Raw genomic sequence first — 22,150 nt, forward strand, 5'->3', positions numbered from 1 at the left:
AATTAAGCAAAATTTGCTAAACTAACGCCATCTATGAGGCAATGAAAGATTATGAAAAGAAATATTTTATTTGATGGACTGCGTTCCATTGGGCGTATAGGTGAAACCGTGATTGTTGCGGCACAGGCAGGTGTCAAATATGCAACAGAAAAACCAAGCAATGCTAAATTGATGCGTGAAACCTTTGAATCATTGGGTTCAACTTACATTAAGCTGGGACAATTCATTGCCAGCACACCATCTTTATTTCCTCGTGAATACGTTGAGGAGTTTCAAGGTTGCCTAGACCAGACTCCGACTTTGCCTTTCAGTTATATTCAGGGCGTATTGAATGAGGAGTTTGAGGGGCGGAACCTCAATGAAATTTTTAGTTTTATTGATGAAAAGCCGCTTGCTTCAGCATCAATCGCGCAGGTGCATGCCGCAAAACTGGTTACAGGCGAAGATGTGGTGCTCAAAGTCCAAAAGCCTGGTGTGGAAACCATTCTATATACCGACTTAAATGTGGTGCATTGGGCAACTAAATTGCTTGAGCGTGCTGTACCTAAAATCAAGTTCGCATCACTTTCTGAGATCGTTGATGAGATTAAAACCCGTATGGTACGGGAAGTGGACTTTATTGAAGAAGCGCAAAATCTGGATGACTTCATTCAATATCTGAATGTTTCGGGTAATCAGGCTGCCACAGCGCCAAAGGTTTATCATCAGTTTTCGACCCGTCGTGTGTTGACCATGCAACGTCTTTATGGGGTCTCATTAACCGACTTTGATGTGGTAAAAAAATACGCAAAAGACCCAACCCAAGTGCTGATTACCGCGATGAATACATGGTTTGGAAGTCTAATGTTGTGCAAGAGCTTCCATGCCGATTTACATGCTGGAAACCTGATGTTACTTGAAGATGGTCGCATTGGCTTTATTGACTTCGGTATTGTAGGTCAGTTAAAACCAGAGGTCTGGAGTGCATGTATGGCATTTATGGACGCGCTACAACATACCAACTATACGGCAATGGCTGAAAACATGCTGAAAATGGGCATGACTCACCAGAAAATTGATACTCAGGTACTTGCCGATGACTTGGAACGCCTGTTTAGTGGTGTGCTCTTGGCAGACCCGCAGGAAATTCTAAGCTCTAATCCAGCCGACCTGAATGACATTATGATGGATATGATTGGCGTGGGGGAGCGTCACGGTATCAAGTTCCCGCGTGACTTTGCCTTGTTATTCAAGCAAATGTTATATTTTGATCGTTTCATGCGTGTTCTCGCGCCATATACCGATATTTATGCTGACCAACGTTTGAAAATGGTTCACAATATTGAACCTGCTTCATTGTTAAAGCATTAATCTTATTTATCGGTTTATTAAGGTCATTATGGATGCCATTATTATTGAGGGACTAAAGGTCGATACCGTAATCGGTTGTTTCAACTGGGAACGTCAGATCATCCAACCTTTAATGCTGGATTTAACCATTCATAATGACCTGACTCAGGCTGCATGTTCAGATGAGTTGGACGATACACTCAACTACGCCCAAATCTGTGAGCTTGCGTCACAAGTGATTCAGCAAGCCAAACCCAAACTAATTGAGCACGCTGCCCAATTAGTATTGAATTGTCTATTTTCTACATTTCCATCTATTGAATCGATTAGCATTACCATTCGTAAACCCGCCATAATTGCCCAAGCCAATGCAGTAGGAATTCGCTTTGAACGCAACAGAAACGATTTTTGCGCTCGCACTGGCGAGTAATGTTCAGCAGCAGCAAAATTTCACCTTTGCCTATGCTCAACTTGCAGAATTGGGGCATGTGGAATTTTCACCGATTTACCAGATTCCATGTCGGGATGGAATTGGGGCGGATTACTGGAATTCAGCCTGTCTATTACGAAGCACTTTATCGGTTGATGACATTATCGAGACTTTAAAACGATTAGAGACACAGTCGGGACGTGTTCGCCCATCGCATCATATTAGTCTGGATATCGATGTGATTGCATGGGGCACAAACTTAACGGATATGCAATTCAATCCAAAAAAGTTACCATTGGCCCTAGATGTCAAAATTCCACTCTATGATTTATGGCAGCAAGCTGATTTAATTTATGATCAGCAGATTCATTATCCTGTCATTACAATGTAATGTTTTGCTGTAAATAAATTGATAATAATAGGAATAGTTGTATGAAAATTATTTTACCACTTTCTATTTTGATGGTCTTGCTTTCTGGCTGTGCTGCCATGAGCGTTGAACAATGTAAAACTGCAAACTGGTTAAATGTTGGCGAAAAAGATGGTGCGGCTGGGCGGGAATCACGTTTGGACCAGTATTATTCCTCTTGCCAAAAAGCCAATATTATTCCAAATCAAGGCCTGTATGAAAAAGGCTACCAGAAAGGTTTAAGCTATTATTGCCGACCTGAAACCATTTTCAATGAGGCATTGGAGGGGCGTGGTGATTTTCGGGTTTGTCCTTTGGAAAAGCGTGAGTCCTTGCGAAGTTATTATCAGTTTGCCAATGATTATTATCAGGCGAATTCAGAATTTAACCGTTCGCAAAGTGATTTAAACTATTATCTCAAAGAATTAGAACGTAAAGATTTATCGGTAAAAGATCGAGATGACTACAAAAAACGTCTCTATGATTTACGTTTAAATAGTAGCGCTGTGCAATCCCGTTATCAGGATGCGGTTAGGAATCTGGAACGGTTTAAGGCAGAGCATGGATTACGTTAATCGTTGATATAAGCGGGAGCCATTTGATATGACTCCCTTAATTTCTTATAAATAATAACTGGTTTTTGTCATCAATTTTGAAATTGCGGTCATGGTGATTTTGACTGGCACGGGTAAGTCCACGCCGCCAGCCTGTAAGGCGGTATCACGATGATGCAGTTCATCTTCATTCATTTGCTCCAATATTTTACGTGAGCGTTCATCATGTTCAGGCAGTTGTTGCAAATGTTCCTGTAAATGCTGGCTGACCTGACGTTCCGTTTCAGCGACAAAGCCGAGACTATATTTGTCTCCAGCAATGCCTGCAATGGCACCCATGCCATAGGAGAGACCATACCAGATTGGATTAAGTACGCTGGTATGACTATCCAACTCTTTTAAACGATCTTCACACCAAGCCAAATGATCCTGCTCCTCAATTGCCGCTTGCTGCATTTCCTGACGTACGTGGGGAAGTTTTGCTGTCAGTGCCTGACCATGATAAAGCGCCTGCGCACAGACTTCACCACTATGATTGACACGCATTAAACCTGCGACATGACGGGCATCACTGACACATAACTGTGATGGTTCATCGGCAGCAGGGTTTGTACGTTGGGAACTTGTCGCACCTGGAACCAAACTACGCAGTGCCTGGTCAAATGAGTTGATCAGTTTATCGAAACCCGTGTAATGACGCATAGATTAATCCTCTAAAGTATTCGAAGTATCTGCTAAAAGTGGTTTAAGTCGTTTTAATAACCAAACTGAGAAAATCGCACTTAAAATGGCGGTGATGATAAACAAGATTTTAATATCAATTTTTAAAATACTTAAGACTAAAATTGAGAAAATTGCAGAAGAGACCATGAACACTGCATTTAAAATGTTATTTGCAGCCACCACACGGGCACGGTGTGAACGTGGTGAATAGGCTTGCATCATGGCATAAAGTGGAACGATATAAAAACCCCCGCTAATTCCCAGTAAAGTCACGGCAAGCATGACATGGTAATATATCATCCCACCTGTAAACATATCTTTTAATGAAAGCAGTTCGCCTGTGCGTTCAGGCACAAAAGTAAGGCTTGCAGCCAGATAAAGCGCAAACAGGGTTAAGCCAATCGCACCATAAGGCACCATTTTAATATTAATCTCACGCCCACCAATCTTTCGGCATAGCAAGGAACCTACACCGATGCCGACGGAGAAAAAGGTAAGTAATAAGCTAACCACATTTTCTGACGCGTGTAGATTTTGTTGGGTAAGTTGGGGAATCTGGGTGAGATAAGTCGCCCCATAAAACCAGTACCATGAATTGCCAAGCAGAATCATAAAAATCACAGGGATGCCTTTGACATATTTCAAGGTTTGGAAGCTGGTACGAAAAAAATTCCAGTCAATTTTAAGGTCAGGCTCGGCCACTTTTTGCGGTAGAATAAAACGGCTGGATAAATAGCCTAAGCAGGCAATGGTTACCACTGTAATGCTAATCCACAGCAAATTACCCTCAGATGAGGCAATCACCGCACCGCCCAGAATCATGCCCACCAAAATGGCGATAGATGTACCCGACTGGAACAACGCATTTCCCGACATCAACTCCTGTGGTTTAAGGATTTCAGGCAGAATGGCATACTTGATTGGCCCAAAACAGGTGGAATGTGTTCCCATCAGGAATAAGGCGAATAACAGTAGCCATAAATTACCCAGTAAGAACCCTGCGCTGCCAATCAGCATAATCACAATTTCAAGAATCTTGATAAAGCGGATTAGTTGAGAACGCTCGTATTTATCGGCAATCTGTCCTGCGGTGGCCGAGAAAAAAAAGTAGGGCAATATAAACAGTAAAGCGGCTAAATTGTTGAGTGTGCTGATGGGTGCAGACTGTTGTTGAATCCAGCCATAGGTAATCACCAAGAGGAGCGCCTGCTTATAAACATTGTCGTTGAGCGCACCAAAAAATTGAGTGAAAAACATCGGTGCAAACCGACGAGATGTCATTAAGCGGTCATCTTGTTTCATCATGTGTTCACTTCATTGTGTTTTATAAAAAAATGTGAGGAACTGTAAAAATGCGCTGAAATGCATGTATGATATTTTTCAATGTTTGATTGGATGAAAATCAAAGATTTGAATAAATTTTTATCCACAAAAAACGACACATTAAAAAATAAGTTTAGAGTTCCACATGCCATCTCAAGCAAAGTTTAAACCGTCTGCACTGAGTCATTCTATGCATTTAATTTTTAAAATGCAGGGCTTTCCTAAACTTATTTGTGGTGGTTTTCTGATTAGTTATTGTATATCAGTTGCTTGTGCTCAGGAACAAATCACGGAGCTGGCTAAAAATGAAGCGCTGGAATCCTCAACCACACAGCTTGAGGCAAAAACAGTTGCTGAAAACACACCACCTCAGCCACAATTGGACAGTGAACTTCAGACCGTTTCGGCACCAGAACAAGACAGTTTGGCTGCGTTAAAACAGCAGGAACAGGCCGCAAACCAGATTGAAGAATTAAAACCGATCCAACTGGAAGACAATCTGGAAGATTTGCCCAGCATGACAGTTGATCAGGGCATGGCAGATGAAATTTTCCGTGTTGCTGAAGAGGCGAAAAACGAAGCCCAGAATTCCCGTGACAATGCGGCAAAAACGCCTGATGTGCTGGTCAATGATGTTTCACAAACTGAACTCACGGAAGTCACCAAGGCACCTGTCAACATTGACAAATTGATGCAGGACATCCAGACCGACAGTAAAATTGTGGTTGAGGCCAATGAAGCAGGACGAACGCTGCCTGAGTTCCAGACCCAGCCTGACCCATCACAGGAAAAAGTCGGATTTTTTAGAAAGATATGGAATCGGTTCCATCCTGAAAACCTGCTTAATGCGGAGAAAACCCCACGTATCACTGCTGATGTGACGGGTGCACCTCCTGTACTTGCCACCAATATCAAGGCCAAACTATCCAGCTTTACTCAAGAGGCCTTTGAAGACTTCAATGTGGCTTTACCCCAGTTAAGGGCTCTGACCAATCAGGCTGCACAGGCGGTTGGTTATTATAATGCGGTATATAAGTTTGAACGGCTGAGTGACAGCAGGGTCAGGGTGATTGTCACACCAAATGAGCCTATCCTGATTAAAGAGCAAAATATTGAATTTTCGGGAGCGGGTGAAAGATTACCTCAACTGCAAGTGATTCGTTTAATTCCAGAACAGGATGAGGGCGATATCTTTAATCATGGCAAGTACGAAGAAACCAAAACAAAAATTGTCAGTGCAGCCAATGATAACGGTTTCTTTGATGCCTACTGGCGTTTGCATGATGTCAAGATTACGCAGCCTGATAAAACAGCAGAGATCAACCTGAAATATGAGACGGGTGAGCGTTATAAGCTGAAAAAAGTCGAATACCGTATGAGTGACCCAAGCAAGCCACTGCCGCTGACCCAAAAAGTGCTTGATAGTTTGGCTCCGTGGAAAGAGGGTGATGACTATGCATTCTGGCGTGTCAATGCCTTGGCAAATAACCTGACCAATACCCGTTATTTCAATTACACCCTTGTTGACACCATCAAGCCAGACCCGATTCAACCTCCTTTGGAATTGGCGCCTGACTTACAGGTATTGGTGGACCAGCAGAAAATTCAGCAGTCGCAATTGATGAATAGCCAGCAAAAGGCTGATCTGGCACGCCAGAAAATTACCTCTGCACAGGAGATCACACAAAATGTGGTCGATGAGACCGTATTCTCTGGTGGCGAGTCTGCACAGGCCTATTCACTTGCCCGCGCAGCACCGCTTTCACATGATCATGACGATGAAGATGAGGAGCGCCAGAAGCTTGAGGAGCAAACCCGAATCGAGAAAAAAATTCCAATCGTGGTGACACTGAATGCGGATAAATTAAACAGTCTGGAAACGGGTGTCGGTTATGGTACTGATACAGGTGCGCGTATTCGTAGCCAGTATCGTCGTGCCATTGTCAATAAATATGGACATTCTTTTGATGCCAACATTGAATTGTCACAGATTCGTCAGTCTATTGATGGACGCTACAGTATTCCCTACAAACATCCACTCAATGACTATTTTAACCTTGTGGGTGGTTATGAACGTGAAGAGCGTGATGATATTGGTCCAGGTGTGAACCTGCTGGTGGAGTCAGCGGTCATGGGGGGCGAACGGGTGATTAAAAATCCGTTGGGTGATTGGCAACATACCTTTGGCTTACGTTATCGTCTGGATCGCTTAACCAAAAAAGGCGATATTGATGTCGATGAACTTCCTGATGCATTTAAGGTTTCAGGAATTGACTCCGAACAGGAATCCTTGCTGCTCGGTTATGAAGCGTCAAAAACCAATGCCAATTCACGTTTAAACCCAACCAAAGGCTTTAAACAGATTTACAAGGTTGAGCTGGGTACAGAATCATTATTGTCAGATGCCAATATGGCCATCGTGACGGGAGGCTGGCGTTTTATCTATTCAATGGGTGAAAATGACAACCACCAGTTTGTGGGGCGTGGCGACACCAGCTATATCTTTACCGACAACTTCAACAAGGTTCCCTATAATTTACGTTTCTTCACGGGTGGGGATCAGTCCTTACGTGGTTTTGACTACAAGAGCCTATCACCAGAAGAAGATGGCTATAAAATCGGTGGACAGGCTCTGGCCGTGGGATCACTTGAGTATAACTATCAATTTAAAGACGGCTGGCGTGCAGCGATATTTTCTGATTTTGGTAATGCCTATGATAAACAGTTTAGCAATCCAACCGAGTACAGTATTGGCGTGGGCATACGCTGGAGATCACCGATTGGGCCGATTCGCCTAGACGTTGCTTCAGGTATTTCGAATGACAACAACCCAATCCGACTCCATTTCTTTATTGGTCCACAGCTTTAATAACTTTAAAAAAACCTTTAAAAGGTCAAACAATTCAGGTTGATTATGACGGAAGCACAACAGCAGTTACCTCCAACAAGACCAAGACAGCAACGGCGCATTCTTCGAAGCATTGCGCTGATTGTGCTGATCATTCTTTTATTGCTGGTTAGCTCGTTACTGGTGATGATGTCTACGGATAAGGGAAGCCGTTTCTTACTGGATCGTGTGCTGCAAAGCCAGAAAGTCATTAAATATGAATATGAAAGTGGAAACCTGCTTTCAGGGATTATCCTGAAAAATGTGTTGCTGCAAGTCAAGGCTGTGGATGTGTCACTGGATCGAGCCGATGTGTCTTTAGGCTGGCGTGCCCTGTTAAACAAGGAACTGCACTTAAGCCATGCCGATGTGCGTAACTTAAGGATTGTGAATAAAAAACCGCCATCAGGTAAACCATTTTCCTTTGATGCGATTAAATTGCCATTTGTATTAAGGGTGGATGAGGCGACTGTAGACCATCTCCAGATCAAGACTGCCACTTCCCAGGTTGATTTTAAGGATATTTATTTAAAGGATGCCTTGTGGTCGGGAACAAAGCTTAAGTTTGAAGACTCCCGCATGGATATGGGCTATCTGGCGCTCCAGCATGCAACAGGTGAAATGGATTTTATTGGTAAATACCCATTGAATCTCAAAACTGACCTGATTATTCCCTCATTAAAAAGTCTGGATATCCAGATTATCAAGGTTGCCGCCAGAGGAACGCTTGATACCTTAAAGGCAGGAATTGCAACCCGTACTCCTGATCTACTCACAGGTTGGGTTGTGGTTCATCCTGTACGTGACCATGTACCAATGAACGGTGAGTTGTTCTTTAAAAATTACCATTTACCCTTGCTAAAAGAACAGAAATTATTTGCAAAAGATGGCGTGGCGCGGTTTAACGGTGATATTCAAAAGTTACTTCTAACACTGGATACCGACTTAAAAGGTGAACAGATTCCTGAGGGCAAATATAATGCCCTGATGGATACTGACCTGAAAAACCAGCTCAATATCAATGATTTTAATGGTCAGTTGATGGGTGGTACGGTTGGTCTTAAAGGTATGGTGAATTGGCATAATCATGTGTCATGGGATATTAAGGGGCGTTTGGAAAAATTAAACCCGAAAGATAAAACTGTTCCGCAAGTGGCTCAGGATTTCTTGCCACCCAATCTGGACGCAAACCTAAGTTCATCAGGTGCAATGGAAAAAGGGCTGTCCTTAAAAGCCAACCTTGACTTCGATAAATATGAAAGCTGGGCTATCAAGCTAAATCAGGCTGAGGCAAAAGATCACAAAGCCCAACCAATGTTGTTAAATGTTGCATGGCAAGGAATTGATCGGGCTGTACCCTATATTGGCTGGTTGAGTAGTGCCGAAGGGCATACCGATGTTACGCTGAAAGAGGGACAACAGGATATCTATGTTTCAACCAAGGTACGTCCGCATGAGAAAACACTGTTACCAACAGGACAGTATGATGCACGCTTTGACATAAAAGGTGATCTTTTAGATGTGGAACGTTTCCATTATCAGGCTGAGAAAGGTAGCCTAGCAGGTCAGGCCAAGGTGAAATTGCCAAATGAAAAGCAACAGCTTGCATGGCAGGCACAGCTACAGGCAGAAAACTTTAATCCGCAGACTGTGGTTGTAACAGCACCCGTTAATCTACTCAATGGTCAGATTAAAGCGACTGGTTTTGCCAAACCCAACCAGCAGATCATTCAACTTGACCAGATTGATCTCAAGGGACAACTGGCTCAGGCAGGTAAAACTGAAACGGTTGCCTTAAAAGGGAAAAGTACAGCGGCACTTATCTTCCATGATCAAAAAGCGGGTGGCGGCTTTAAAAGTTTTGCCGTGAATTATGATGGTTCACTCAACGCCTTAAATCAGGGCAATGGCCTGTTAAAAATCAATGTTGCAGGTACACCTGAATACATCAAGATCAATGAGCTAAAACATGATGGTGTGGCGGGTAAAGTCTATGCCACTGGTGCAGTCAATCTTAAGGATAAATTGGGTTGGGATCTGGATGCCTCACTGGTACGTTTTAAACCCCAATATTTCGTTTCCAGTGTTAAGGGTGAAGTATCTGGTCACGTAAAAACACAGGGTGTCTGGTCTGAACAGCTCAAACGTATTGATATCCGTCAACTGAATGCCGCTGGTTTTATTAATAACAAGCCAATCAGGGGACGCGGCAACCTGACGCTATTGCTGGATTCCAACCAGAAAGGCTTTTTACCGCAGCAGTTTGAAGCGAATGATTTATATTTTTCCTATGCACAAAATCAGTTACAGGCAACGGGTAATGCACAAAGCCTGAAAATTAAGCTCAATGCGCCTGCACTATATGAATTATATCCAGGTCTGCAAGGTCTTGCTTATGGCAGCTTGAATGTGCAGTCCCAGCCACGCTTAAAGGCAACTGCAAATATTGCCGTGGATAATTTCGCATTCAAGGATGTGGCAAGCGTTAAATCACTGCGTATTCAGGGTGAGTTACCAACTTCAGAAACGACCCCAACGTTATTAGCCGCAAAAATTGATCATTTACGCAGTGGCAATCGTGAAATCGAAAATGCTACGGTCAATCTGGCTGGAACACGTAAGGCGCATGTCTTAAAGGTTGAAAGCAAAAATCGACAATCGAATTTCTATGTGCAGCTTGCAGGTGGCTTTAACTCAAACAACGATTGGCTAGGGCAACTGCAAAAAGGAAACTTTGCTTCGCAACGTATCAATCTTGTACAAAATCAAAATGCGGCGATTGTGTATTCAACCCGATTATCCGAACTGTATGTTGGACAGCATTGCTGGCAGAGTGCGCACAGCCAGTTATGTCTGGATCAGCCTGCACGTATTAGTCAGGCCAAGGGTAATGTCTCTGTCATCACCAAAAATATCGACTTAAATGACTTCACCGCTTTTATGCCAGAAGGATTGGCGGTTACGGGTCAGTTGAATGGTTATGCCAAGGCCTCATGGGTTCAGGGTAGCCGTCCAAAAATTGATGCCAGCCTGGTGACACGCAAGGGTGAGATTGGCTTGGCCGCGGACGATCCACAAGACCCAGCCACCACCATGACTTATGATGAATTAAGCCTGATTGCCAAAAGTGTCAGTGACGGGTTGTTGTTCCGTGTAGACATGAAAACCCCAGATATTGGAACGGGTTATGCGAATGTGATTGTCAATCCATTTCAGGACAATATGCCAATGCGTGGCGAAGTGGCGTTTGATGATGTTCAATTAAAAGTCTTTAAACCATTTATTAAGGATGTCCGTTCAATGGCGGGTACGCTTGCACTTGCTGGTAAGGTGAATGGGACTTTGACTCAACCTCAATTCACAGGTGAAATGCGTCTGAAAAATGGTGCCATCAGCATGATTTCATTGCCTGTCAATCTCACCAATATCCAGTTGTATTCCTCAATACGTCAGGATTCAGCCAGTATTGATGGTGCGTTTAACAGTGGGCAAGGTGTGGGCCGCTTAAAAGGTAGCTTTGACTGGAAAGAAGAACCACATCTGGCATTGACCTTAAAAGGTGACAACCTGTTGATTCGTCAGGCACCGATGATTACTGCAATTGTCCAGCCTGATTTAAGCCTCGATGTTTATCCATTTGATCAGCGCTTAAGCTTGAAAGGGTCAATTGATGTTCCTCGCGCGCGCATTTCAATGCCAGAAACCACCGCAACCGTGATTAACGTTTCGCCTGATGTCCGTGTTGTTCAGCAAGGACAGGATTTGTTGGCGACCTTAAAGTCAGCAAAACCGTGGGACATTCGTGCTGATATGACTCTGACATTAGGCAACCAGGTTATTTTCCAGGGCTTTGAAAGTAATATCCCACTCGTTGGACGTTTGCATCTATCTCAGCGTGGTCTCGAAACCGCAATGCGTGCCAATGGTGCGATTGGGGTGAGCCAGAAAGTGAAAATTGAGGCCTATGGTCAAAGTCTGGACTTGAACCGAGCCATTGCCCGTTTTAATGGGCCATTGGCTAACCCAACACTGGATATTGATGCCAATAAACCTGTTCAAGGCAGTATGGTTGGGGTACGGGTAACAGGTACGGCAACTGTGCCGAATGTTCAGGTCTATAATGATGCGGGCTTGTCAGAACAAGAGGCACTGAATGCATTGCTTACTGGGCGTATCAATGAAGGCAGCAGTGGTTTAAGCAATACTGAAGGCTTTAAGTCAGACGTAAACAATACCATTGCCGCCGCTGGTATCAGTATGGGCTTGGGCGGGACACGGGCTTTAACCAACCAGATTGGTCGAACCTTTGGTCTGAGTGGTTTGGCACTGGATGCACAGGGTACAGGGGATGATACTCAAGTCAGCCTGACAGGGTATATCACACCAGATTTATTTATCCGCTATGGTATTGGTGTCTTTACCCCTGTGAATAAACTTACCTTACGTTATCAAATGAACCGCCGTTTATATCTGGAAGCGAGTCAGTCTTTGGAACGCGCGATAGATATTTTCTATAACTGGCGTTTTTAGTATGTAAAAATAAAAACCTGTTTTACAATGATAAAACAGGTTTTTTTAATGACATTTATTTTAAATAAGGAAATATGCTAAAATTAAAATAAGTTATTGAAAATAAAATATTTATGATATTTTTGGGAGGAAAGGGATGAAATCTGTCACTTTTAGTCAGCTTTTGGCAATCATCAGCCTTGGGGTGCTGGGCTGTACATTTCAAGCAAATGCTAAAGAATACTATAAGTGGGTGGACGCACGTGGTGTAACAACATATTCAGCAACACCACCTCCAACTCAGAAACAGGAGCCTCAACTCGACCCTGCAAAGAGAAATCCCAATACCGCTACAACCCAGACAGCAACTCATCCAACAACACCTCCGCCAGTAGTAAACAAAGAAGCAAAAACAACTGTAGCGGTGACTAGTGCAAATGCGGTTAAGACCACCACCGCTTCTACAACAAATTCAGCTAAGCCAGCTGCTGGTGCGGCCACTTCCAGTCCATCTACAGCGGCGGCTGTAGAAGCCCTGATCCCTGTAAAAAACTGTAATGGTGTCAGATGCTGGGATTCAAAAGGCAGGCATTATAATCTGGTGGCAGGTAATACCTATCTTTCTGCAACAGGTAGTAAATGCCAAAAGAATGGCAATAATATGCAGTGCAGCAAATGATTTGTATGTTTTTATTGCGGACAGGGCGGTTTTAAATACTTCCTTTTGCAAAATAAACCAGTTTCAGTATGATGTGTGCATCAAATTAGTCGCAGTATGATGATGAATAAAGTTTTGTTGATTGCAATAGGTTTGGTTTTGGTCGGTTGTAGCAAAAAAGAGCCACTTACACCTGAACAACAATGGCATGGCTATTGTGTAAGTGTGGGAAATGCCGCGCGTTCGATTACGCTGGATCGTCAAAATGGAATTGAGCAAAAACAGGCAACAGAACATGCGGGTAAAATTGAGGATGAAACCACGCGTAAGTTTATTTTCGGTATTATTGAAAAAGTCTACGCAATCCCAGCCGAAGAACTTAAGGCTGATCCAGATGCATTACGTGAAAAACTGAAGCAACAATTTACTGAACAATGTTTGGCAACACCACATGAAAAGCTGCCGAACTATAAACTATTTTAATGTATTAACCGAAAAGACAACACAGTTGTCTTTTTTTGTGGAACTAAATGATTGTTTTACTGGACTTTGGCTTTATACCAAAGCGGTATTTCAAACTGATGGGCATTTCGCTATAAAATAATGGTCATCACGTAGAAATACGGTTGTTGCATTAACTTTTAACTCGAAGTCTAGTAAAATTTTGCTGTCCATATTGCTTGTAAAGCTTACAGAAAGCTGGAACTTACAGGTAATTTTTTAAAAAAGAGGAATAACACCGTGCTAGAAGCTTACCGCCAACACGTTGCAGAACGTGCCGCACTCGGAGTCCCACCGAAGCCACTTGATGATGCTCAAACTGCTGAACTTGTCGCATTATTAAAAAATCCACCAGCAGGTGAAGAAGCATATTTGGTTGATTTGCTTGAAAACCGTGTTCCAGCAGGTGTTGACCAAGCTGCTTATGTAAAAGCGGCTTTCCTCGCTGCAGTCGCAAAAGGCGAAGCAACTTCTCCACTTGTAACCAAAGAGCGTGCTGTTTACCTACTTGGTACAATGCTTGGTGGTTATAACGTAGCGCCACTTGTTGAACTTCTTGACAATGCTGAATTAGCTAGCTTGGCTGCTGAAGCATTGAAAAAGACACTTCTTGTATTCGATGCATTCCATGACGTTGCTGACAAGGCAAAAGCTGGCAATGCCAATGCAAAAGCAGTTTTACAATCTTGGGCTGATGCTGAATGGTTCACAAGCCGTCCAGACGTTCCAGAAGAAATCAAGATCACTGTATTTAAAGTAACTGGCGAAACCAACACGGATGACTTGTCACCTGCACAAGACGCTTGGAGCCGCCCAGATATTCCATTGCACGCAACTGCAATGTTGAAAAACGAGCGTGATGGTATCAACCCTGAAAAACCAGGTGAAGTTGGTCCTACCACTCAAATCAACGAATTGATCGCAAAAGGCAATCAGGTTGCTTATGTGGGTGATGTTGTTGGTACAGGTTCAAGCCGTAAATCAGCGACTAACTCAGTGCTTTGGTTCTTCGGCGACGAAATTCCACACATTCCAAACAAAAAAGATGGTGGCGTGTGCTTAGGTTCTAAAATCGCTCCAATCTTCTTTAACACAATGGAAGATGCAGGCGCATTACCAGTTGAAATCGATGTTGCTGAAATGAACATGGGCGATGAAGTTGTTCTTAAAATCGACCATGCTGCTGCAAAAGTAACGGCGTTCAAAAACGGCGCTCAAATCGCTGAATCAGAACTTAAAACACCTGTACTTTTAGACGAAGTACGTGCTGGTGGTCGTATCAACCTGATCATTGGTCGTGGCTTGACTGCTAAAGCACGTGAAGAATTAGGTCTTCCTGCTTCTGACTTGTTCCGTCAACCAAAACAACCTGCTGACACGGGTAAAGGCTTTACTCAAGCTCAGAAGATGGTCGGTCGTGCATGTGGCCTTGCTGAAGGTCAAGGTATCCGTCCAGGTACTTACTGTGAACCTAAGATGACAACTGTTGGTTCTCAGGATACAACTGGTCCTATGACGCGTGATGAGTTAAAAGACTTGGCGTGCTTGGGCTTCTCAGCTGACCTTGTGATGCAGTCTTTCTGTCACACTGCTGCGTATCCAAAACCAGTTGACGTAACAACTCACCATACATTACCTGACTTCATCATGAACCGTGGTGGTGTATCTTTACGTCCAGGTGACGGTATTATCCACTCTTGGTTAAACCGTATGCTACTTCCAGATACAGTTGGTACTGGTGGTGACTCACATACTCGTTTCCCAATCGGTATTTCATTCCCAGCAGGTTCTGGTCTTGTTGCATTCGCAGCAGCGACTGGTGTTATGCCACTGGATATGCCTGAATCTGTACTTGTTAAGTTCAAGGGTAAAATGCAGCCTGGTATCACTTTACGTGACCTTGTACATGCAATTCCTTATTATGCAATTAAAGAAGGCGACTTGACTGTAGAGAAGAAAGGTAAGAAAAACATCTTCTCTGGTCGTATCCTTGAGATTGATTTATCAGAAATGGAAAATGACTTGACTGTTGAGCAAGCATTTGAACTTTCTGACGCTTCTGCTGAACGTTCTGCTGCTGGCTGTTCAATCACACTTTCTGAAGAGAAAGTTGCTGAATACTTACGTTCTAACATTACCATGTTGAAGTGGATGATCGCTGAAGGTTATGGCGATGCGCGTACAATGGCGCGCCGTGCTGAAAACATGCAGAAGTGGTTAGACAACCCAAGCCTGTTAAAAGCTGATGCTGATGCTGAATACACGAAAGTGTATGAAATCGATCTTGCTGACATTAAAGAACCAATTCTTTGCTGCCCGAACGATCCAGATGATGCGAAACTTCTTTCTGATGTTCAAGGCGACAAAATTGATGAAGTGTTCATCGGTTCTTGTATGACCAACATTGGTCACTTCCGTGCTGCTGGTCAATTGCTTGACAAAGTTCCTGGTGGTTCATTGTCTACTCGTTTATGGTTGGCTCCACCAACGCGTATGGACGAGCATCAATTGATGGAAGAAGGTCTATACAATATCTATGGTCGTGCAGGTGCGCGTACTGAGATGCCAGGCTGTTCATTGTGTATGGGTAACCAGGCACGTGTAGCACCGAACACGACTTGTGTATCGACTTCTACGCGTAACTTCCCGAACCGTTTAGGTCAAGGTGCAAATGTTTACTTGGCGTCTGCTGAGCTTGCGTCTGTAGCTGCGGTACTTGGTAAATTACCAAGCCCAGAAGAATATCAACAGTATGCGTCTCAAATTGACAGCGCTTCTGCTGACATCTACAAATACTTAAACTTCGACAAGATGAGCGAATATACAAAAGAAGCTGATCAAGTTGATACCAAGAAGATTCAGGCTGCTCAATTGACCTAATCAATTGTTTTTGCTAATAATAGGGGCTGAGTAATCAGCCCTTATTTTTTGGATATATTGTGGATATAAAAAATCAATTATTAAGTTTGATCGATCATGTTGTAGAGACTAATGAAGAAAATATTGTAAAAAATAAAGCTAAGGGTGAGTATTTTAATCTTATTAAAATAATGGGAATGGCAACAAGTGAAGTACATACACATACTCCAATTATTGCTGACCTACTAAATCCTAAAGGGAGTCATGGACAGGGAAGTATCTTTCTTAAAATATTTGTCGAATATTTCTCACTAAATTTTGATATAGATACAAAAGTAATTGTCGAAAGGGAAAAGCGGGAAAGAAAAGATCAAATTGATATTTTAATAAGAAATGATCATCAAATAATGATTATTGAAAATAAGATTTATGCCTCAGATCAGAGTAAACAATTAAATCGTTATTATTCATATTGTATAGCAAAGAATAAACAGCCAATATTGATTTATTTATCTCTATTGGATGCTCAACCAAGTAAAAAATCTTTAGGTCATATTCTCAGAAATGAGGAGGATGGTTGTTACTATTTGAATGGTGATATTACACAACCAGTTGATCTTTCAATATTGAATTATCAAAATGACTTGCTGGGTTGGTTAAGTGAGATAGAGCAATATTTAAATGATCAGACGAATATCTTGGCTGCTATACAGCAATATAAAAATTTAGTTCTACAAATGACAGGAAATATTATGTCGAATAAAAGTGCGATCAAGGAATTATTACTTTCTGTTGATTCGAAACAGTTTAAAGCTATTTCAGATATTAATCATATATTTCAGAGTCAAGAATTTCGTGGCGAATTATTAGAGAGATTTTTTAGTGAAATTGATAAAAGTTTCAATCACTATCAAGGATATTCAATTTCACTCGATGGTAAATATAATAATGTTCGGCATGATTTGTCAAAATGTAAAAGATGGTTTAAAAATGTACAAAAATCAAGGCGAATGAGTCGAGATTTTATAGGGTGTATTTTTGAGCATCAATCAGTACCTTTATTAAAATTTATGATTATTGTCGTAACTGAAGGATTACATTATGGTGTGGTTTGTGAAGATAACAATATAAATTTAAAAGATATTATTAATGATTCTTTATGGTCATTTCAGAGCAATAAAAATAAACTAGAGATGTCTTGGATGAGTAAATTAGTATGTAATATCCGTAATTTTGATTCAATAACACTTGATTTATTAGTTACTCAAGATAATGAACTATTTGATAGTTGGATTGGTGAGGTTATTGCTAATTTTAATTCTGTTATTGAAGAATTTAAACAATTAGATGAAGCTAAATGATGAAAATAGGTATATTCTGGTATGACAAAAATCAAGTCATTGGGATTGCCCATAACTTTGATTTGTCTGATGTAGATTCATTGGGCTTGATTGATAGTTCTTATACGCACATTGAATATTGGGAAATATTAAGATGCCAATTTGACCATTTCAAGTATCTTGAATATGAGGAAATACCAAGAGGCCGAGTTATTTTTAATACCCAAATGAATCAAACCCTTGTTTATATGGATGCAAAACTGTTCAAGAAACCAATTGCTCAAAAAGTTGCAAGTTTTTTTGATTTAGACTTTGAACAAGTAAAATGGAAAAAAGATCCACATTACTATACAATCAAATAGCAAGTACAGGTTGATAAGAAATATGTCCAGTACTTCTTGTCAATCACAATAAATATAAAGATTTCAATGAAACTTATAATAAATCCAGTTTTCCCCTATCCATCAAAAGTTAATAACCTGACCCAAAGATAGAAATAACGTATCAAACGCTCAGGCAACATGATACATTTTAGCCTGATTTATATAACGATAAATATGGTATGGCTCAATTTTCATGGCAACAGCTAAGACGGTTTGTTTATAACAATCTGCATGATGATGACTATAAAAGTAAGGTGAGTACCTGTGTAAACTATGTATTGATTTCCCTGATCATTGCCAACGTTGCAGCGGTGCTACTGGAGTCGGTAAATGACTTGTATAAGCTGTATCAGCCTTATTTCGATATTTTTGAAAATCTCTCAATCCTTATTTTTAGCGGTGAATATTTATTAAGGCTATGGAGCATTGTTGAGAAAAATCCACAGGAATCAGCATGGAAGCAGCGGTTTCTCTGGATGAAAAGTGGTGGGGCGATTATTGACCTAATGGCGATTTTACCTGCGTACTTAAACTTCTTTGTGCATCTCGATTTACGTTTCCTACGGGTCTTACGACTATTCCGATTACTCAAACTAACCCGTTATTTTGTGTCATTACAGATTCTTCTACGTGTTATCCAACGGGAAAAAGGATCATTTCAGGCGGTTATTTTCATTTTGGTCATTATGATTGTGATGACGGCATCCGCAATTTACGTGGTGGAAAATAAAGCCCAGCCTGAAGCATTTAGCTCAATTCCAAAAGCGATGTGGTGGGCGGTTGTTACATTGACAACAGTGGGCTATGGTGATGTAACACCTGTAACCAATTTGGGTCGTATCCTGGGTGCATTCATTACAATTCTGGGTGTGGGTATTGCAGCTTTGCCCGCAGGTATTTTAGCTTCAGGCCTTGCCAATGAATTAAACCAGCGTAATCAAAGACTGGAACAGGAGTTTCGTGAAGCCTTGCAAGCCAAAGGGCTAGACTTGTTACATGACCAAGTTGAAATTGAACGAATTCGAAAAAAAGTCGGTTTACCAAAAGAGCAGACCCATGAAATTATCATCCAACTGGTCAGGGAGAAGTTACTTGAAGATCAGGAACAGGAAAAAAAGAAGTATCATTACTGTCCGCATTGTGGTGAAAAATTATCCGAATAAACCTCAAGTTTATTCTCAAATTCAATGAAAAACAGAGTTGAGGATCAATTTTAAGAATCGAGTCATGTTAAGACAAAATAATAAAAATTAGAGGAGTTGATATGAGTCAAAAACTGATGTTGTGTTGTGCAGCATTTATTCTTATGTTGATTTTAATCATTTCAGGTATTCATCCATTTGACCGTGGTACATGGGTGATGGAGGTTTTACCTGTCTTAATTACTGTTCCATTATTGATTTACACCTATAAAACATTTCCGCTCACCAATCTTTTGTATAGCTTAATTTTTTTGCACGCCATTGTTTTAATTGTAGGCGGTGCCTATACCTATGCACGTGTGCCTTTTGGTTTTGAAATGGCTGAATGGTTGGGGATGGATCGCAATCCTTATGACAAAATTGGACATTTTATGCAGGGCTTTGTTCCTGCAATTGCCGCCCGTGAAATCCTGCTTAGAAACCAGATTCTGACCAAAGGAAGAATGCTCACTTTTATTGTGATCTGTATTGTGTTGGCGATTAGTGCAAGCTATGAGCTGATTGAATGGGCTGCTGCTTTAGTAATGGGACAAGGTGCTGAGGAGTTTTTAGGAACTCAGGGATATGAATGGGATACCCAGTCCGATATGTTTTTTGCCTTAATTGGAGCAATGGCTGCCTTATTATTGCTGTCCAAATGGCATGACCAACAAATTGAAAAGCTGATAAATTAATCTAAATCAACTCATGAATCTGCCATTAAGAAACGACAGATTCTTTTTGCTGTGAGTATTTTGCATACGCCAATGCAATGAGCAGAATTGCCAATCCACCTAGGCTTAAAACAAAACCTACCCAAATCGGTGCCAACCAGCCCATATTGTGGCTGAGTACCCATCCACCTAAAAATGCACCAAGCGCATTGGCAAGGTTAAATGCGGAATGGTTGAGCGAGGCTGCCAAAGTTTGTGCATCACCTGCAATATCCATTAGATGGGTTTGTAATGCGCCACCTAGTCCAATTACGGTAAAGCCAATCAGGAATAAAGCGGCAATCGCTGTATAGAGGTTTGTCATCATAAAACTGGCTGCAACAAAAGCGAGTGCAGAACTGATCAGAATACCAATAATGGTTTTAAATAAGTTCTTGTCTGCCAACCAGCCCGCAACTAAACCACCGATCACCATACCTGTTCCCCAGATCGCCAGGGCAATTGGAACCACACGAATATCTGCATGGGTATATTCAGTCAAAATTGGCGACACATAACTATATACCGAGAACATCCCGCCAAAACCAATTGCACCAACAGACAGTGTTAGCCACATATTAATATTTTTTAAGCCTGCTAATTCAGCCTTGATGCTGGCAGTTTTTTGTAGAGGAATATTCGGTACAAACAGGCTTACCCCGATCAGGGTAATGAATGCAATCACCGCAGAGAATTCAAAACCTGCTTTCCAACCAAACTGCTGACCTAACCATGTGGCGATTGGGACACCAATTACATTGGCAATGGTTAAGCCCATCATCACTTGTGCAATTGCGGTTGCGCGACGTTGTTTACCTGCCAGTTCAGCCGCAACCAATGCAGCAACTCCAAAGTAGGCACCATGTGGAAAACCTGCAATAAAGCGGGAAATCAGCATGGCTTCTGGCGTAGTGGCAAAGGCGGTCGCCGCATTTGCCAGACCATAAAAAAGCATCAATCCCAACAACAGGGTTTTACGTGGTATCTTTGCTCCTAAAATGGCAATAATTGGTGCACCCACCATCACGCCTAACGCATAGGCACTAATAAAATATCCTGCATGTGGAACACTGACATTTAAATCTGTCGCAATTTCCTGAATCAACCCCATTGCAACAAATTCAGTTGTACCAATACAGAAGCTGCCAATTGCCAATGAAAAAATGACAAAGAATAAGGAATATTTCTGTGGTTGAGGGGATGGTGTAATGGGGCTTGGCACAGACATAACAACTCTGGAATAAAGATACCAGTCTATTATATTCGAGTCGCTTTTAGAAAAATGAAAGATAACGTAATTTTTATATCTATAGATATCTATAAATGGTGTTCTTGTACAGAAAAATTCCATATTATAATGATAATTATTTTCATTTGTGTATAATCAGGCTTATAAAACTTGAGGCTAAACAATTCAGATTGGTTAATGCCTGTATTGAGCAAAATCAAAGGTGGGGGAAAACTCGTGAAAAGATTATTGATAGCATCATTTGTATTGGTTTCAGGCTATGGTTTGGCACATGAACCTTATGTTGCTCCTATTGCCTATAAAACTGAGCAAACTCAGGTGACTGTGGTCTCTGGCTATGCGGAAGAGGCATTGAACAGTGAATATGCATTAAAAAATGCCAAGTTTGAAATTACTGCGCCAGACCAGAAAAAAACAACAATTGAAGCAGCATCTACATTAAACTCCGCCACAGTATTTGACTTAAAACTGCCAGACGCGGGCACTTATAATATTCAGACCAAAGCATCTTACCCATTGAAATATGTACAAGATCAAAAGGAATGGAAGTTGTTCTTTGACATGGCAGCAGATAAGGCGCCAGCAAAAAGTGAACGTGACTACGTCATTCCTGCCGATTTAAAAGGTAAAAAGTTCACGCCTGTTGAAATTATCCGTGAATGGACCTTATTGACCTATGTGACAAAAGATAAGAGTTCACCCGTTCAGGTAAATTCTGCACCGATTCAGGTTGAGTTCTCGATTCATCCAAACGAGTTAAAAGCCAATCAGGCTGTGAAAGTTAAGATATCTAAAGCCAACCATACTTTGGCAAATGCCAGTGTGGTCATTCGTGCCAAGGGTGCAACGGATGATCAGGCCAAAAGCTTAAAAACGGATGCAAATGGAAATGCGGAACTCGTTTTCCCAGCATCAGGTGAATATCTTGTTGAGGTGAGTGAAATTGTGGATGGCAAACAGAAGCCAGAAAATCAGTTCTATAGCATTATTAGTTTATTTGTAAACTAATAATGCTGAGAGTTGATCCAAGCTGGGTTGACTCTTTCATACAAAATGATAGGGGAAATGACTATTAGGGTCGATATTTAAACTATCTGTAGGA

General features: G+C 41.6%; 17 protein-coding genes. 14 read left to right on the plus strand and 3 right to left on the minus strand.

The genetic code is table 11. The features are described 5' to 3' along the window. Positions 1 to 51: 51 nt before the first annotated feature. From QTA56_RS01960 to QTA56_RS01975, 4 genes are read left to right on the plus strand one after another with little or no spacing between them, the layout of a single operon-like run. Positions 52 to 1,350 (plus strand): ABC1 kinase family protein, encoded by a 1,299-nt coding sequence (locus QTA56_RS01960; protein ID WP_267979270.1) that lies wholly within the window; start codon positions 52 to 54, stop codon positions 1,348 to 1,350. A gap of 28 nt (positions 1,351 to 1,378) precedes the next feature. After that, positions 1,379 to 1,759 carry a dihydroneopterin aldolase gene (gene folB / locus QTA56_RS01965; protein ID WP_267979271.1) on the plus strand — a complete coding sequence of 127 codons (381 nt, stop codon included), beginning with the start codon at positions 1,379 to 1,381 and terminating at the stop codon, positions 1,757 to 1,759. Continuing rightward, on the plus strand, positions 1,716 to 2,150 hold the full coding sequence (locus QTA56_RS01970) for a 2-amino-4-hydroxy-6-hydroxymethyldihydropteridine diphosphokinase (protein ID WP_267979272.1): 435 nt from the start codon (positions 1,716 to 1,718) through the stop codon (positions 2,148 to 2,150). The genes folB and QTA56_RS01970 overlap by 44 nt, the downstream gene beginning before the upstream one ends. A 41-nt stretch (positions 2,151 to 2,191) precedes the next feature. Continuing rightward, the gene (locus tag QTA56_RS01975) at positions 2,192 to 2,743 is read left to right on the plus strand and encodes a DUF2799 domain-containing protein (protein ID WP_267979273.1); all 552 of its coding nucleotides are present in this window, start codon (positions 2,192 to 2,194) and stop codon (positions 2,741 to 2,743) included. 45 nt (positions 2,744 to 2,788) lie between these two features. Here the strand turns inward: QTA56_RS01975 and coq7 are convergent, their stop codons facing one another. Then, positions 2,789 to 3,424 (minus strand): 2-polyprenyl-3-methyl-6-methoxy-1,4-benzoquinone monooxygenase, encoded by a 636-nt coding sequence (coq7, locus tag QTA56_RS01980; protein ID WP_267979274.1) that lies wholly within the window; start codon positions 3,422 to 3,424, stop codon positions 2,789 to 2,791. A 3-nt stretch (positions 3,425 to 3,427) separates the two neighbouring features. After that, on the minus strand, positions 3,428 to 4,750 hold the full coding sequence (locus QTA56_RS01985) for an MFS transporter (protein ID WP_267979275.1): 1,323 nt from the start codon (positions 4,748 to 4,750) through the stop codon (positions 3,428 to 3,430). A gap of 163 nt (positions 4,751 to 4,913) precedes the next feature. On the opposite strand from QTA56_RS01985, the gene QTA56_RS01990 reads away from it, so the two are divergent. The 9 genes from QTA56_RS01990 (at position 4,914) to QTA56_RS02030 (ending at position 19,781) form a co-directional block, all read left to right on the plus strand. Further along, a complete protein-coding gene (locus tag QTA56_RS01990; RefSeq protein WP_267979276.1) occupies positions 4,914 to 7,637 on the plus strand; it encodes an autotransporter assembly complex protein TamA in 2,724 nt (907 codons plus the stop codon). A 45-nt stretch (positions 7,638 to 7,682) separates the two neighbouring features. Further along, positions 7,683 to 12,185, plus strand: coding sequence for a translocation/assembly module TamB domain-containing protein (locus QTA56_RS01995; RefSeq protein ID WP_267979277.1), 4,503 nt, complete (start codon positions 7,683 to 7,685; stop codon positions 12,183 to 12,185). A gap of 136 nt (positions 12,186 to 12,321) precedes the next feature. Then, positions 12,322 to 12,843, plus strand: a complete 522-nt coding sequence (locus tag QTA56_RS02000; protein ID WP_267979278.1) for a DUF4124 domain-containing protein — start codon at positions 12,322 to 12,324, stop codon at positions 12,841 to 12,843. Between the two features lie 99 nt (positions 12,844 to 12,942). Continuing rightward, positions 12,943 to 13,305, plus strand: a complete 363-nt coding sequence (locus QTA56_RS02005; RefSeq protein WP_409333652.1) for a hypothetical protein — start codon at positions 12,943 to 12,945, stop codon at positions 13,303 to 13,305. A gap of 258 nt (positions 13,306 to 13,563) precedes the next feature. Further along, positions 13,564 to 16,203, plus strand: coding sequence for a bifunctional aconitate hydratase 2/2-methylisocitrate dehydratase (locus QTA56_RS02010; protein ID WP_267979280.1), 2,640 nt, complete (start codon positions 13,564 to 13,566; stop codon positions 16,201 to 16,203). Between the two features lie 59 nt (positions 16,204 to 16,262). Further along, entirely contained in the window at positions 16,263 to 17,543 is a 1,281-nt protein-coding gene (locus tag QTA56_RS02015) for a PDDEXK-like family protein (protein WP_267979281.1), read from the plus strand. After that, a complete protein-coding gene (locus tag QTA56_RS02020) occupies positions 17,540 to 17,884 on the plus strand; it encodes a hypothetical protein (protein WP_267979282.1) in 345 nt (114 codons plus the stop codon). Before QTA56_RS02015 ends, QTA56_RS02020 begins: the two co-directional genes overlap by 4 nt. Before the next feature lie 200 nt (positions 17,885 to 18,084). Next, positions 18,085 to 19,068 carry an ion transporter gene (locus tag QTA56_RS02025; RefSeq protein ID WP_267979283.1) on the plus strand — a complete coding sequence of 328 codons (984 nt, stop codon included), beginning with the start codon at positions 18,085 to 18,087 and terminating at the stop codon, positions 19,066 to 19,068. Between the two features lie 101 nt (positions 19,069 to 19,169). Further along, entirely contained in the window at positions 19,170 to 19,781 is a 612-nt protein-coding gene (locus QTA56_RS02030; protein ID WP_267979284.1) for a DUF2238 domain-containing protein, read from the plus strand. A 25-nt stretch (positions 19,782 to 19,806) separates the two neighbouring features. Here the strand turns inward: QTA56_RS02030 and QTA56_RS02035 are convergent, their stop codons facing one another. Further along, positions 19,807 to 21,027: an MFS transporter gene (locus QTA56_RS02035; protein WP_267979285.1), complete on the minus strand. Its 1,221-nt coding sequence runs from the start codon at positions 21,025 to 21,027 to the stop codon at positions 19,807 to 19,809. A 237-nt stretch (positions 21,028 to 21,264) separates the two neighbouring features. Here QTA56_RS02035 and QTA56_RS02040 point away from each other — a divergent pair, with 237 nt between their 5' ends. After that, positions 21,265 to 22,056: a DUF4198 domain-containing protein gene (locus QTA56_RS02040; RefSeq protein ID WP_267979286.1), complete on the plus strand. Its 792-nt coding sequence runs from the start codon at positions 21,265 to 21,267 to the stop codon at positions 22,054 to 22,056. Positions 22,057 to 22,150 lie beyond the last annotated feature (94 nt).

The organism is Acinetobacter thutiue (assembly GCF_030385805.1).
In the GTDB taxonomy this organism is placed as follows: Bacteria; Pseudomonadota; Gammaproteobacteria; order Pseudomonadales; family Moraxellaceae; genus Acinetobacter; species Acinetobacter corruptisaponis.

Coding starts and splice junctions, on each gene's coding strand:
- QTA56_RS01960 (WP_267979270.1), top strand. CDS start 52: ATGAAAAGAAATATTTTATTTGATGGACTGCGTTCCATTGGGCGTATA.
- folB (WP_267979271.1), top strand. CDS start 1,379: ATGGATGCCATTATTATTGAGGGACTAAAGGTCGATACCGTAATCGGT.
- QTA56_RS01975 (WP_267979273.1), top strand. CDS start 2,192: ATGAAAATTATTTTACCACTTTCTATTTTGATGGTCTTGCTTTCTGGC.
- coq7 (WP_267979274.1), bottom strand. CDS start 3,424: ATGCGTCATTACACGGGTTTCGATAAACTGATCAACTCATTTGACCAG.
- QTA56_RS01985 (WP_267979275.1), bottom strand. CDS start 4,750: ATGATGAAACAAGATGACCGCTTAATGACATCTCGTCGGTTTGCACCG.
- QTA56_RS01990 (WP_267979276.1), top strand. CDS start 4,914: ATGCCATCTCAAGCAAAGTTTAAACCGTCTGCACTGAGTCATTCTATG.
- QTA56_RS01995 (WP_267979277.1), top strand. CDS start 7,683: ATGACGGAAGCACAACAGCAGTTACCTCCAACAAGACCAAGACAGCAA.
- QTA56_RS02000 (WP_267979278.1), top strand. CDS start 12,322: ATGAAATCTGTCACTTTTAGTCAGCTTTTGGCAATCATCAGCCTTGGG.
- QTA56_RS02005 (WP_409333652.1), top strand. CDS start 12,943: ATGATGAATAAAGTTTTGTTGATTGCAATAGGTTTGGTTTTGGTCGGT.
- QTA56_RS02020 (WP_267979282.1), top strand. CDS start 17,540: ATGATGAAAATAGGTATATTCTGGTATGACAAAAATCAAGTCATTGGG.
- QTA56_RS02025 (WP_267979283.1), top strand. CDS start 18,085: ATGGCTCAATTTTCATGGCAACAGCTAAGACGGTTTGTTTATAACAAT.
- QTA56_RS02030 (WP_267979284.1), top strand. CDS start 19,170: ATGAGTCAAAAACTGATGTTGTGTTGTGCAGCATTTATTCTTATGTTG.
- QTA56_RS02035 (WP_267979285.1), bottom strand. CDS start 21,027: ATGTCTGTGCCAAGCCCCATTACACCATCCCCTCAACCACAGAAATAT.